Source organism: Sphingobium fluviale (assembly GCF_004122115.1).
Classification (GTDB): Bacteria; Pseudomonadota; Alphaproteobacteria; order Sphingomonadales; family Sphingomonadaceae; genus Sphingobium; species Sphingobium fluviale.
This window is the reverse complement of record NZ_SBKP01000003.1, coordinates 184,149-196,411: the sequence shown is the minus strand read 5'-3', so window position 1 is coordinate 196,411 and position 12,263 is coordinate 184,149. Positions and strand designations below refer to the sequence as shown.

General features: G+C 62.8%; 10 protein-coding genes. 7 read left to right on the top strand and 3 right to left on the bottom strand.

All coding sequences use genetic code 11. The annotated features are described in order from the left end of the window. Nucleotides 1–79: 79 nt before the first annotated feature. A complete protein-coding gene (locus tag EQG66_RS05065) occupies nucleotides 80–901 on the top strand; it encodes a sulfotransferase family 2 domain-containing protein (protein WP_164975593.1) in 822 nt (273 codons plus the stop codon). On the opposite strand, the gene EQG66_RS05060 is transcribed toward EQG66_RS05065, so the two are convergent. Genes EQG66_RS05060 through EQG66_RS05050 form a run of 3 tightly spaced genes read right to left on the bottom strand, consistent with a single transcriptional unit; the run spans nucleotide 799 to nucleotide 3,936 of the window. Further along, the gene (locus EQG66_RS05060; RefSeq protein ID WP_129403446.1) at nucleotides 799–1,770 is read right to left on the bottom strand and encodes a hypothetical protein; all 972 of its coding nucleotides are present in this window, start codon (nucleotides 1,768–1,770) and stop codon (nucleotides 799–801) included. The two genes, EQG66_RS05065 and EQG66_RS05060, sit on opposite strands and share 103 nt — an antisense overlap. Beyond that, a complete protein-coding gene (locus tag EQG66_RS05055) occupies nucleotides 1,763–2,857 on the bottom strand; it encodes a glycosyltransferase family 4 protein (protein ID WP_220428637.1) in 1,095 nt (364 codons plus the stop codon). Before EQG66_RS05055 ends, EQG66_RS05060 begins: the two co-directional genes overlap by 8 nt. Next, nucleotides 2,857–3,936: an acyltransferase family protein gene (locus tag EQG66_RS05050; RefSeq protein WP_129403444.1), complete on the bottom strand. Its 1,080-nt coding sequence runs from the start codon at nucleotides 3,934–3,936 to the stop codon at nucleotides 2,857–2,859. Before EQG66_RS05050 ends, EQG66_RS05055 begins: the two co-directional genes overlap by 1 nt. Nucleotides 3,937–4,360: 424 nt before the next feature. Here EQG66_RS05050 and EQG66_RS05045 point away from each other — a divergent pair, with 424 nt between their 5' ends. The 6 genes from EQG66_RS05045 to EQG66_RS05020 all read left to right on the top strand — a co-directional run bounded on the left by EQG66_RS05045 (nucleotide 4,361) and on the right by EQG66_RS05020 (nucleotide 12,214). Beyond that, nucleotides 4,361–5,515, top strand: coding sequence for an IS66 family transposase (locus EQG66_RS05045; RefSeq protein ID WP_164975592.1), 1,155 nt, complete (start codon nucleotides 4,361–4,363; stop codon nucleotides 5,513–5,515). A 129-nt stretch (nucleotides 5,516–5,644) separates the two neighbouring features. Continuing rightward, the gene (locus EQG66_RS05040; RefSeq protein WP_129403442.1) at nucleotides 5,645–7,345 is read left to right on the top strand and encodes a ShlB/FhaC/HecB family hemolysin secretion/activation protein; all 1,701 of its coding nucleotides are present in this window, start codon (nucleotides 5,645–5,647) and stop codon (nucleotides 7,343–7,345) included. 35 nt (nucleotides 7,346–7,380) lie between these two features. Further along, complete coding sequence (locus EQG66_RS05035) at nucleotides 7,381–9,156, top strand: DUF2341 domain-containing protein (RefSeq protein WP_164975591.1); 1,776 nt, start codon at nucleotides 7,381–7,383, stop codon at nucleotides 9,154–9,156. 12 nt (nucleotides 9,157–9,168) lie between these two features. Next, nucleotides 9,169–9,576 (top strand): ExbD/TolR family protein, encoded by a 408-nt coding sequence (locus EQG66_RS05030; protein WP_129403440.1) that lies wholly within the window; start codon nucleotides 9,169–9,171, stop codon nucleotides 9,574–9,576. 19 nt (nucleotides 9,577–9,595) lie between these two features. After that, nucleotides 9,596–10,288 carry a hypothetical protein gene (locus tag EQG66_RS05025; protein ID WP_129403439.1) on the top strand — a complete coding sequence of 231 codons (693 nt, stop codon included), beginning with the start codon at nucleotides 9,596–9,598 and terminating at the stop codon, nucleotides 10,286–10,288. A gap of 42 nt (nucleotides 10,289–10,330) precedes the next feature. Next, on the top strand, nucleotides 10,331–12,214 hold the full coding sequence (locus tag EQG66_RS05020) for a putative porin (RefSeq protein ID WP_164975590.1): 1,884 nt from the start codon (nucleotides 10,331–10,333) through the stop codon (nucleotides 12,212–12,214). Nucleotides 12,215–12,263: the final 49 nt, after the last annotated feature.

Here is a 12,263-nt window from a genome sequence, read left to right as displayed (position 1 = left end):
CAGATTAATGGCAGAGCAGACTTTTTTCCCCGCGCCCGTTTCGCATAAACGCAATAATAACGGCTTAGGCGCGCTGCTCATGGGGACAATCAGCGCACTCAAGGCACGGTATAATCCGCTGATTGAACGGGTAGGCTCTGCCCTGTTCGGCGTCGATCAATATGCCGATATTTTCGAGCGGCTTGCCTTGGCACCCGGACCAGCGTGGCTATGGCGGCTGCTGGCCCGCCGCCGCCTTGCGCACGATATCGCCACCGCGCCGCTATTGTTTATCCATGTGCCCAAAAATGGCGGCACATCAGTCAAACGCGCGCTCTACAAGAGCGATCCGGGCCATGCCAGCCTGCGCTACTACCGGCGGTTCTTCCCCCGCCACCTTGCGCAGGCCGAAACATTTGCGATAGTCCGCGAACCGACCGAGCGTTTCCTCTCCGGCTATGATTTCCTGAGGAACGGCGGCGGGCGCGACGTGCGGATACAGCCGGGGCCGATGCGGCGGATGCGGCAGGTGCGCACCATCGACGATTTCCTCGATTTCCTCGAAGCCGCGAACGGCAACTGGCTGAAGGTGGATACCTTCGCCCGCCCGCAGAGCTGGTATGTTGCGGACCGCGCGGGCATCGTCCGCGTGCGGCATCTTTGGCTGCTGGAGGAAGCGGGCGAACGCCTGCCCGCATTTCTCGCTGCCCACGGCGCGCCCGGCCTGCCCCATGCCAACCGCACCCAGCGAGAGCGGCGCGCGCTGACCGGCGGGCAGCGGGAACGGCTGGAGCGCCTCTATGCCGAGGATTTCCTGCTTTATGCCGCGCTAAAGGCGCGGGGTGGATATTCGGATGCACTCGAAGGCGTGCCACTCAGTGCATCGAGCCTGCGCGAAACGTCCTGCTCCACCGCGTCATAGTCTATCCCCTCGGTCACGCGGTCTGGCGTGGGTCGAAGGTCCGGGAAGGAAATGCCGAACGCATCCGTCACGCGCTGGCGCATCGCGGCATCCTCGCTGAGCTGGGTGAGCGAGAAAGACAGCGCATGGCCCGCAACACCAGAGCGATAGCTGAGCAGCCAGCTGAGATAAAATAGCGCATAGCTCTGTTCGGCGGTCATCTGCGCCGCGACCGGGCGGACCAGCCGATAGCGGTCGCGCGTACGCCGATCCGGCAACAGCCGCGCTAGGCGAAGGCGGAGCGCGCGCGCAGCCTCTGGCGCCAATGCCGCCGCCAGCGCCGCATAGCGCCCCGAAAAGCTGAGCTGGAGCAGGGTTCCCGCCATGAAATAATCATTGCCCGGCCAGCCATAGGACGCGAACTGCGCGCGCGGATCGCGCCACAGGTGCAAACCCTGCCCGCCCAGTAACGCGCGAAGCCGCGCGGTCTGGGTGCCTGAGCGGCAAAAACCCAAAAAGGCGATCTTCCCCTCCGCCCGCGCCACGCGGACCAAGGCGGATAGGAAATCCACCGCGGCGTCAGAGCCTTCGTCATACACGTTGCGCACCGCCATATCGGGCGCATGCAGGGTGCGCAGCGGCTGGCCGCTCAGGGGGTCCAGCCGCTCATAGGTGCCGAAATAGCCGCCCTCCAGCTCCGGGTGGCGCAGATCGCGCGTCCGGCTCCGGTCCCGGTCCCGCGCCGCCGTCGGCTTGCGGCCCACGCCCTCGTGGCATGGCTCGTAGAACAGCAGGTAGCGCCCAGACTGCGCAAAGCGGCTGGCAAGATAGGTGCTGCCCGATCGCCACATCGCGTCCGCAAACAGCACGGGCGTCGCGGGATCAGCCATGCGCCCGCTCCGCCACGATCTCCAGCAGCCGCTGTGCCGCCCGCTCCCAGGTGAAATAATGCGCCTGCTCCACCCCCAGCGCGGAATATCGCGCCCGGAGCGCGGGATCATCCGCCAGCGCGCGCAGCTGCGTCACCCACGCCTCCTCGTCATCTACATCGGCATAAAGCGCCGCCGCGCCGCATACTTCCGGCAGCGCACCGCAGGGCGCGACTACCGCCGGGCAGCCCAGCAGCATCGCCTCCAGCGGCGGCAGTCCAAAGCCCTCCGTGCGTGAGGGAAAGGCGATGCACAGCGCCGCCTCATAGAGCGCGCGCAGCTCGCCATCGCTGATGCGCCCGCTCAGCACCGCATTGGCGGGCAGCATGATGCCGCTCGCCGCAAAAGCCTCGCGCTTGGTGCCGCCCACCAGCACCAGCTTCAGCCCCGCCAGCCTTTGCCGTGCGAAGGCGCGGGCGAGCAGCGCGATATTCTTGTGCGCCTGCGTTGCAGCCAGCGCGACCACATAACGCCCCGGCTCCAGCCCCAGCCGCGCGATGATGCCCGGTTCTGACTCCACCCGCAGGATATGATCCACCCCGTTGTGCACCACTTCGATCTTTGAAGCATCGCAAACGCCATAATGCGCGATTTCAGTGCGTGAATGGTCTGAAACGGTGAGAATAGCCCGGTTATGCCGCCCCAGAACGGGCTGAATACCCTTATACCACATGCGGAACGGCCGAGAGTAGGACTCCGGCGTGGCATAAACCTGCGCATCGTGGATCATCGTGATCGCGTTGGCGCGCAACACCGGGCCGATATTGCAGAGGTTGAGCAGCAGGCGATCGCGATCGCGCAAGGGAATCGAGAGCTGCTCCCACGGGATATGCCGCAGCGGCGCGATGATCCGCACCGGCAGACCGAACGCGCGCGCCGCCTCCGCCGCATCGGCCGGCACCCAGAGTTGCAGATCGAGCGCGCCGGGCTGCGCGCGCGCGATGGCGCTCAGGGCATGGGTCAGCTCCGCCGCGACACGGTGGACGCCCGTAGGCTGTGCGGCGAGGAACTTGCCGTTGATCGCCAGCGGAGGAAGCGCGTTTTGCATCATCCCAGCCCAAATGCGCGCGAGGTGCTGAACCGGCGCACAACCGCATAGACCGCCAGCGGCGCGAGCAGCCCCGATAGGCTGCACATGCCCAGCAGCAACAGTGGATCGGCGCCCGGCAACACACGGCTGAGCACGATGCGTGTGCCCGCGATGAACAACACATGCAGCACAAAGATCGCCATCGTCCTGCGTCCCAGATAGGCCAGCATGTTCGCAATGCCGCCCGTAGGAAGGAACGAACACGCGACGAAGGCGAGCGTCGCCGCACAGGCTGCCGGCAGCAGCGACAGACGCCAGGCCAATACACTGATTTCATAAGATTTGAGCTGGTAAAACTCCGCCCCTCGCACCGCAACGATATGGGAAACCGCTAGCATCACCGCCGCAACCGCCACACACAGCACCAGCGCCAAAAGCAATCGCCGCGCGCCAAGCCACTGGCGCATGCGCTCCAGCCCCTCCACCCCGGCCCAGACCCCGGCAGCATAGAAAAGCCCGTGCACCATCAGCAGCCTGATCGCCGCTGGCGGCACATAAGGCTGAGCCAGCGCCGCTATCAGCAGCTTGGCCGCCACCGCAGCCAGAAAGAAATTGCGCGCGCCAATGCGCGGCACCAGCACCAGCGCCACAAAGTGCATGAAAAACAGCACATAGAGATACCAGAACTGCGAGATCGTCGCCCATGGCAGGTTGAGGATCGCGGGCCAGAACCGCTCTACCGGCCGGTTGACGAGCGAGCCTGCGGCATAGATCGCGCTATACTGGATGATCGACCAGAGAAAATAGGGATAGGCGACCGTGATGACGAGATCGATCAGAAAGCCCTTGCGGCTGCGGGCGAGGCGCGGGCGGACGAGCAGGCCGGACAGCATGAAAAACACCGGCATATGAAACACATATATACCGACGAATATGTCACGAAAGGCGGAAGGGACGGTCCGGCCCGGCATGTCGATTATGCCGCCCAGCGCGTGACCGAGCACGACGAGAAGGATGCCCAGCCCCTTCGCCACATCGAGCCAGAGGATGCGCGCATTGCCCGCCCCGGCATGCGTGGCAGGGCGCGACGCGGGCATCCCTCCTTTCGGCTGATAGGGCCGGCTGTGCGAGAGCGAAATGATTGGGGCCTCCTGCGGCACGATGGACGCGCCTGCACAGCACCCTTTGGCTACACTAATATTGCAGCAGCCACAAAAGCGGCATCATTCCGTCCGCATAGGCGCAGGATGTCTGTTTTTCGGCATATCGGGCGATAAAATCGGCCTGTTTATGGCCTCCGTCATAAAAGCGCATAAATTATGAAAATTATGTGCAACGGCGAATCGTTTTCCGCTCTCGTTCCTGAGGGCCGGCTGACGGGGCGCTGACGGGGGACTCCGCAATGATCTGGCGAGGCACATTGCCGCCGCCGGTATTCAGGAGAGCGTCAACCAGCAATCTCACGGCGAGGGCCGGATGGGCACCCACACCCCTCCTCTCTCTCCGGCAGTATCCGGGCGCATGAATTCTATCGAACATGATCGAAACAGAGCGAAGCCTCTCGGCGCCGTGCCCCCCTCTGCGGGAGCGGGGGGGAGCGAGGGCGCGCAAAGCGCCGCCGATCGCGCCGCGTCTTCCCGCCGCACCGAAGCCCGTATTTCTCCCTCCGCCGTCGCGGACATGATCATCGCACGCTATGGCGCGGGGCGCTCGTTGCATGATCTGGCGCGCAGTGCCTCCACTTCAGGGCAGAGCGCACGGCGGCAGGAAATCTCGCTGCAGATCCGAAAGGCCGCCGAATGTCTGTATCCACTGGCGCAGATGATCCGCGCCTATGGCCTGGGCCTTTCTGTCATTGCCGCGGCCAATATGTCCATCACCGCCAAGGTCGGCGGCGGACGGAGGCTCTGGGCATACGCCGCAACGGGCGACGATATGCCGCTGGCCGGCAAAATCATCACCCCGCGCGCCATCTGGTTTCAGGTAACGCCCGACCGGGTGGGCGGATATGCGCGCAAGGAGCTCTCCGGCTTTCACGGCATATTGATGGCGCCGCCGGGCACCGGTTATGAGACGATTTGCCGCGCGGGGCCATGTGTCTGTGCGGGCTGCTGGCGGCAGATCGCGGCGCAGGCAAGAGATATCGAGCTGATCGCTCCGCATCCCATAATCGAGACGATCATGCGCTCCATTGACGCCTTGCGCGCAATAGAGCGGGACGTGACGAAGGCCAGCAATCAGGAACGGGCCCGCGTCCGTCAGGCGCAGTCTGTTGCCATACTCCAGCACCTGCAAGCGAGCCTGGCCCATGCGCAGCAATCGGTCGCGGCCCGCACCGCTCTGGGCAGGTTTTTGGCCGATACGCTCGATAAATGGCCGATGCTGACCCTCTTTTTAGACAATGGCGCGCTCCAGCCGGAAAACGGGTTTGTCGAGCAATTGCTGGAACGGCTTTCGTGGCGGGACCGGTGGATTTTCTCGTGGCACCCCAACGCCCACCTCTGGTCGGCAACGATTTTCACGATTCTCGAAACCTGCGCCGCAAACGGGGCGGATGGCCGGAGCTATCTCGCGGCCGCGCTAGAGATGTTGCAAAGCAGCAACAGCGGCGAGATCGGGGAATGGGCGTTGCCATGGCACTTTGCCGCCAACAATAAATCATCCGCAACACGATGAATTAAAAGCATTATTCATGAATGTACCATTTGCCCGCAGGCACCGTCGCAAAACTTAAACAAAAATTCACGATTGCTGCTTTGCGGCAGACGTGACTCGCGCTCCGCCTGCAGGGAGTCGTTATATCATATGGGTTTCGGGCGGGTTCAGGCTGGCAGACCGGCGGTTACAGGTCGTGCCAAAATTTTCTGTGCGGCGATGTATGCCTGCGCGGCTTTCTCGGCTGCGCAAAAAGTACAGGCACAGGAATCCACGCCCGCGCCTCAGGCTCAGCCTCAGGTGCGCGCCGCGCCGGATACATTCTTCATCGCCGCCTTCGATGTGCTGGGCGCCAAGTCGCTTGACCAGTCCGTTATCGAGCAGGTGATCTACGATCATCTGGGGCCGGATCGCACCACGGCCGATGTCGAGGCCGCGCGCAAGGCGCTTCAGGATGCCTATGCCGAGCGCGGCTTCGAATCGGTGCAGGTCGATGTGCTGCCGCAACCCGAAGAACAGTTCGCGCAGGGCATCATCGCAATTCAGGTTACGGAAGCACCGGTCGGCACGGTTGCCGTGACAGGCGCCAAGCATCATTCGATGACGCTGGTGCGCAAGCAGATTCCTTCGCTGGCGGAGGGCAAGCCGCTTAATGTCAAGCAGCTTCAGACCGAGCTGGCGAGCGCAAACCAGTTCCCGGATCGCACGATCAACCCGTCATTCAAGGCGGGCGCGACGCCCGGCACGATCGACGTTGATCTGGATGTGGAGGATTCGCTTCCGCTCCACGGCAGCATCGAGCTGAACAACGACAACAGCCCGTCCACCCGGCCGCTGCGCCTCAACGCCAGCCTGCGCTATACGAACATGTGGGGGCTGGGCCACACGGTGAGCGGCTCCTACATCACCGCCCCGCAAGACCGCAAACAGTCCGAGGTCTTTTCCGGCTCCTACACGGCGCCGCTGCTCGGCTCGCGCTGGACGCTGCTGCTCTATGGCTACAAATCCAACAGCAATGTCGCGGCGCAGGGCGGCGTCAGCGTGCTGGGCAACGGCTATCAGATCGGCACGCGCGCCATCTATCGCCTGCCCGGCGACAAATTGTTCCAGAGCGTGACGCTGGGCTTCGACTACAAGCATTTCGACCAGGATACGCGGGTGGCGGGCCAGATCGCGGCCAAGACGCCAATCGAATATCTGCCGCTCTATGCCGCCTACAGCCTGTCATCCGGTGGCGACAAGAGTACGCTCGATGTCACGGTCTCGGCGACGGCGGGCTTCCGTGTGTTCAAGAACATTCGCTGCTTTGATGTCGGGGGCGGCTCCACCACCTGCATCCCTACCGACCAGTTCAAGAACAAGGATTTCGACAGCAGCGAGAATTTCGTGCGCGGCAATATCGAGGTCGATTACCGGCGCACCTTGCCGAAGGATTTCGTCGCCGCGCTCAAATTCTATGGCCAGATCGCGGATTCGCACCTTGTCACCAACGAGCAGTTTGCAATCGGCGGCCTGTCGAGCGTGCGCGGCTATTATTCGGCTGAAAGCGTGGGCGATATCGGCTATGCCCTCTCGCTGGAGCTGAACTCGCCTTCTCTCGCGCCCTATCTGCCCAAGTTCGTGGATGAACTGCGCCTGTTCGGCTTTGCCGAGAACGGGCAAATCCGCCTGATCGATCCTCTGCCTGACGTGACGCGCCACGAGGCTCTGCTCTCTGTGGGCGGCGGCGCGCGCCTCAGGCTGTTCAACCGCATATCGGGCGAAGTCTCGGTCGGCGTGCCGCTGTGGAACGGCTCCGCCACCCGCAAGAACGATGTCCGCACCACATTTACCGCAAAGGGTGAGTTCTGATGAGCCAGTTGTTTTCCGGCCTTGGGAGAAAAAGCATGCGCACGCTACGCACCGTTCTGGCCTTGCTGCTCGCGATGGCCTGCCTTTCCACGCCAGCCTATGCGTGGTGGAACAAGGACTGGAAATATCGCAAGGCGATCACGGTCGATACCAGCCCCAGCGGGCTGAACGTATCGGGCCAGATCGGGCGTACGGTCCTGCTCGTCAAGCTCACCAGCGGCAATTTCACCTTTACCGAGGCAATGCAGAACGGCGCGGATATCCGCATTGTCGACGCGGACGACAAGACGCCGCTGGCCTTCCATATCGAGCGCTATGACGCGACGACCGGCATCGCGTATCTCTGGGTGTCCGTTCCCGTACTCAACGGCGGCGAAAAGAAGGCGCTGTGGCTCTATTTCGGCAACGAAAACGCACCCGTAGGCTCTGACGCCAAGGGCACGTTCGACCCGGATTATCTCGCTGTCTATCATTTCGGCGAGAACCCCGGCCAGCCCAGCGCAGACTCGACAGCCAACGCCAACATCGCGCAAAACCCGCCTGCCGGGATTGACGATGGCGCGATCATCGGCCGTGCGGCCCGCTTCCCCGGCCAGGGCGCCATTCAGGTTGCGGCCTCGCCCTCGCTCGCCATGCCCGCCGGTGCACCGATGAGCGTTACCGCATGGGTAAAGCCAGAGCAGCTTGCCGGCGCGCAGGCAGTGTTCGCGCGCGGCGCGCTGGTGTTCGGCATCAACAATGGCGTGCCGTTTGCCTCGGTCGGCGGCGCGAGCGCGCAGGCAACCGCACCTGTCAAGCAAGGAGAATGGGCGCATCTTGGCCTTGTGGCTGACGGGCAGACGATCAAGCTCTATGTCAACGGCGTTGAGGCTGGCGCGGCATCCGGCGCGCTGCCTGCGCTTGACGGACCGCTGCTGATCGGCGGCGCGGCGGGGCAACCCTTCACTGGCGAGATTGACGAACTGCGCGTCTCCAAGACCGCGCGGCCCGCCGCCATGCTGATGGCGATGGCAAATGCCGAGGGGCCATCCAACAAGACGGTCAGCGTCTCCGAAAGCGCGGAGAAAGCCGAAGGCGGAGCCAATGTCATCGGCTTCATCATCAGCAAGCTTCATACGCTTGACGCGTTCATCGTCGGCATCTGTATGATCCTGCTGGCGGTCGCGATTGCCGTGATGGTCATGAAAATCCGCTATCTCAACGCCTGCGACCGCGGCAACAAGGCGTTCCTCCGCCGCTTCCGCGAAATGCATGAGGAGCTGGTCGCGATTACGGATATTCGCGGCATCAGCAAGCTGGAGGTCAGCTATATCGAGAAATCGCCGCTCGGCCATCTCTATGAAACCGGCATGGACGAGCTGGAAGTGCGCCGTCTGAAAAACCCCAATGGCGGTCTTTCCGGCGAGGCGGTGGAGGCCATGCGCGCCGCTGTCGATGCCGAAGTGGTGATGGAAAACCAGAAGCTCGACAAGTGGATGGTGGTGCTCACCATCGCCATTTCGGGCGGGCCGTTCATCGGGCTGCTCGGCACGGTCATCGGGGTGATGAGCACCTTTGGCGGTGTGGCGATGGCAGGCGAGGTGAACGTCAACGCGATCGCGCCCGGCATCGCGGCGGCGCTGCTCGCCACCATTGCGGGTCTGGCGGCGGCAATCCCCTCGCTGTTCGGATACAACTATATCAACTCGCGCCTCTCCGCCCTGTCTGACGAGATGCGCGTGTTTGTGGACCGCCTCATCACCCGGCTGGCGGAAATGCAGGCCGAGCTGGCCAATCCCCCTCACCCCCATCTTCCCATTGCTGCGGAATAAGGAGCCAGGCTCATGCAAGTAGGTGGCGGCCGCAAGGCCTATGACGACATCAACATCACGCCGATGCTCGATCTTGCCTATGTGCTGCTCGTCATCTTCATCCTGATGGCGACGGCATCGGTGCAGGGGATCAAGGTCAACCTGCCCAAGGCATCGAGCGCGGAAAGCCTGGTCCAGCCCAAGACGATCGCGCTCACGGTCAACAATCAGGGCCAGATCTTCATGGATGCCTATCCGGTGACGATCCAGGACCTGGAAACCCGCCTTCGTAACGCCAAGGCATCCAACCCCGATGTGCCGATCGTGCTGAAGGGCGACGCCACCGCGCAATATGGCAAGGTTACGGAAGTGCTCGATCTCTGCCGCAGGCTGGACCTCGACAAGGTTGGCCTCGTCACCGGCAAGCCGACCGCAAGCTGAGCAGGGCCAAAGCCGAGCCATGAGCACAATCGCGGACCAGAGCGAGTTTCAGGAGCCACACGGCAACCGGATCGTCCAGATCGGGTTGATCGTGGTGGGCGCCGCGCTTGCGCTGTGGCTCGTCTGGTATCTGTATACCGCGCTCACGGGCGTACACGGCGTGACGGTGAAGAACGAGACGCCGGTGATCTCGCCTTTGCTTCCTCCGCCGCCCCCTCCCCCACCGCCGCCACCCAAGCCAGAGGAAAAGCCGCCGGAACCGACGGACAAGCCCACGCCCACGCCAGAGCCCAAGCCGCAGGCGGCCCCGACACCTACAATTGATGGCCCGCCTCAAACATCGGGACCGGGTCTGCAAAGCGGCCCTAGCAGTAATAGTCCGATCAGTGGAGACAGCACTTGCATCGGACCAAATTGCAAAGGCACCAATAATAACACCAGCGTTGCCGACCCCTATTACAACCGCACACTCAGCACCGGCCTGCAACGCTGTGTGCAGAACGACAGAAGGCTTTCACGCGAATTTTTCACGGCCGACTATGCGATCACTGCCAACCCAGCGGGCAAGGTGACCGGCGTCAGGTTGGTCCGCAGCAGCGGCAGCAGTGACCGCGACGGGCGAATAGCGTCAGTGCTCAGTCAATGTGTGGCTGCGGCTCCTCCAGCGGGCTTCAAATTCCCACAGCGTATTTCCGTCAAGGGACGGAGATAAAGCATGCAACAATTCTGTATTTATCAGGAAGGAATGGACATCATGGTTCGGCAATTCAACTGGCGGGTAAAGCGGAGCGCTCAGGGCGTGTCTGCCATCGCGCTGCTCTGCGCCGTTCCTTTCAATGCGGCCTTCGCGCAGGATGCAGCGCCAGCCGCCGCGAGCCAGCCCTCCACCAACGCGATGGAGAACCTCATCCGCCTGCTGGTGAAACAGGGCACGATCACGCCGCAAAACGGGCAGGCGCTGCTGGAGCAGGCGCAGAGCGAGGCCGCGCGCGCCGCTGCGCTCAACCCCCCGCCGCTCACCGCCCAGACCGCAACGGCGGACAACCCCCTCCCTCCGGCTCCACCTGCCCCTCCGGGCGTGGTCCGCGTGCCCTATGTGCCTGAGAGCGTGCGCCGCCAGATTGCGGAGCAGGTGAAGGCGGAAGTGATGGGCCAGGCCAAATCCGAAGGCTGGGCCGCGCCCTCCAACGCCGCGCCGGACTGGACCCGCCGCATCACCCTTTCGGGCGACATCCGGGTGCGCTCTCAGTCTGAGCTGCAATCTAGGCTGAATGATACGACAGTCATTGATGCTGCACGGCTCGGCGCATCCTCCAGCCCGATCAACGTGACCGATCTCAACAACCTGCCCCTGCTTGACACCACGCGGGACCGCATCAACCGACTGCGCCTGCGAGCGCGGATTGGCCTGACGGCAGAGATCAGCCCGGCGGTCAAGGTCGGCTTTCAGATCGCGACCGGCGACGACAATAGCCCGATCTCGACCAACCAGAAGTTGGCGGGCGGCTTTGCCAAGCGCGACCTGTGGCTGGACAAGGCCTATCTGGAGCTGAAGCCGAAGGACTGGATCAAGCTGAGCTTTGGCCGCTTCCAGAACCCATTCCGCTCTACCGAAATCTTGTTTGACGATGATCTGCGCTTCGATGGTGTGGCCGCGGAGGTCAAGGCCGACAGGTTCATGCCAAAAGGGCTTACGCTTGCGGTGCGTGGCGGCGCGTTCCCGCTCGAATCCAGCTCCAGCACCACGCTCGACAAGTTTACGGATAGCCCGGTTTTCAACCTATCCGGCGAAAAGCGTATATCACCATCCAGATGGTTGTTCTCTGGCCAGATCGAAGCGGGCTATACAATGAACAACGGCGTGGAGATCAGAGGTGCCGCCGGCTATCATGATTTCCACAATCTGCAGGGCAGGCTTTCGTCGGCCTGTGAGTTCAGCGGGATTACTGTGCCTTTAGCGGGTGCGGACCCGGCCGAATGTTCTACCGATGCCACGCGAGCGCTGTTCCCGCGCAAGGGCAACACCCTCTTTTATCTGAGGGATCTTACCGTATCCGCGCTTGAAACCATAGGCATTAGGGCAGAGCGCCAGTATCTTGGCATGACATACAAATATCGTGTGCTCGATCTCAACGCCTCGGTCACGGTTCCGATTAGCGATAGCATTAGCGCCACCATATCAGGTAACTATCTCAATAACCTCGCTTTCAAGCGCAGCGACGAGTGCCTGCTGCGCAGCGATGGTATAAACTTCCGGGGCGCACTGACCAATGTGGAAGCGAGCGGAGATCCGGCTTCCGCCAATTTCGGTAATCCCTGCGCTGGTGGCGGAACCCTTCATTCGGGCAACACCGGCTGGCTTGGCTCGCTGGTGGTCGGCCATGCCAAGCCGCGCAAATGGGGCGAGTGGCGCGCGATGGCGGGCTATCGCTATCTGGAGACAGACGCCGTGCCCGATGCCTTCCCGGACAGCGACTTTCATCTGGGCGGCACCAACACCAAGGGCTACACCATCGGCGCGACCTTTGGCGTGATGGAAGGCGTAGCGCTCGGCACCCGCTGGATGAGCGCCAACGAGGTGAGCGGCTCGCCGCTCTCCATCGATGTGTTGCAAGTTGATCTCAGCGCAGAGTTTTGACGAACCTGAACGGCTGATAGCAGCCGCTGTTAACCCTTATTCCGCAGAA

Bases quoted from the DNA above. Each gene is read 5' to 3' on its own strand.
- EQG66_RS05020 (WP_164975590.1), top strand. From the start codon at position 10,331: ATGGTTCGGCAATTCAACTGGCGGGTAAAGCGGAGCGCTCAGGGCGTG.
- EQG66_RS05040 (WP_129403442.1), top strand. From the start codon at position 5,645: ATGGGTTTCGGGCGGGTTCAGGCTGGCAGACCGGCGGTTACAGGTCGT.
- EQG66_RS05025 (WP_129403439.1), top strand. From the start codon at position 9,596: ATGAGCACAATCGCGGACCAGAGCGAGTTTCAGGAGCCACACGGCAAC.
- EQG66_RS05060 (WP_129403446.1), bottom strand. From the start codon at position 1,770: ATGGCTGATCCCGCGACGCCCGTGCTGTTTGCGGACGCGATGTGGCGA.
- EQG66_RS05030 (WP_129403440.1), top strand. From the start codon at position 9,169: ATGCAAGTAGGTGGCGGCCGCAAGGCCTATGACGACATCAACATCACG.
- EQG66_RS05050 (WP_129403444.1), bottom strand. From the start codon at position 3,936: ATGCCCGCGTCGCGCCCTGCCACGCATGCCGGGGCGGGCAATGCGCGC.
- EQG66_RS05065 (WP_164975593.1), top strand. From the start codon at position 80: ATGGGGACAATCAGCGCACTCAAGGCACGGTATAATCCGCTGATTGAA.
- EQG66_RS05035 (WP_164975591.1), top strand. From the start codon at position 7,381: ATGCGCACGCTACGCACCGTTCTGGCCTTGCTGCTCGCGATGGCCTGC.
- EQG66_RS05055 (WP_220428637.1), bottom strand. From the start codon at position 2,857: ATGCAAAACGCGCTTCCTCCGCTGGCGATCAACGGCAAGTTCCTCGCC.
- EQG66_RS05045 (WP_164975592.1), top strand. From the start codon at position 4,361: ATGAATTCTATCGAACATGATCGAAACAGAGCGAAGCCTCTCGGCGCC.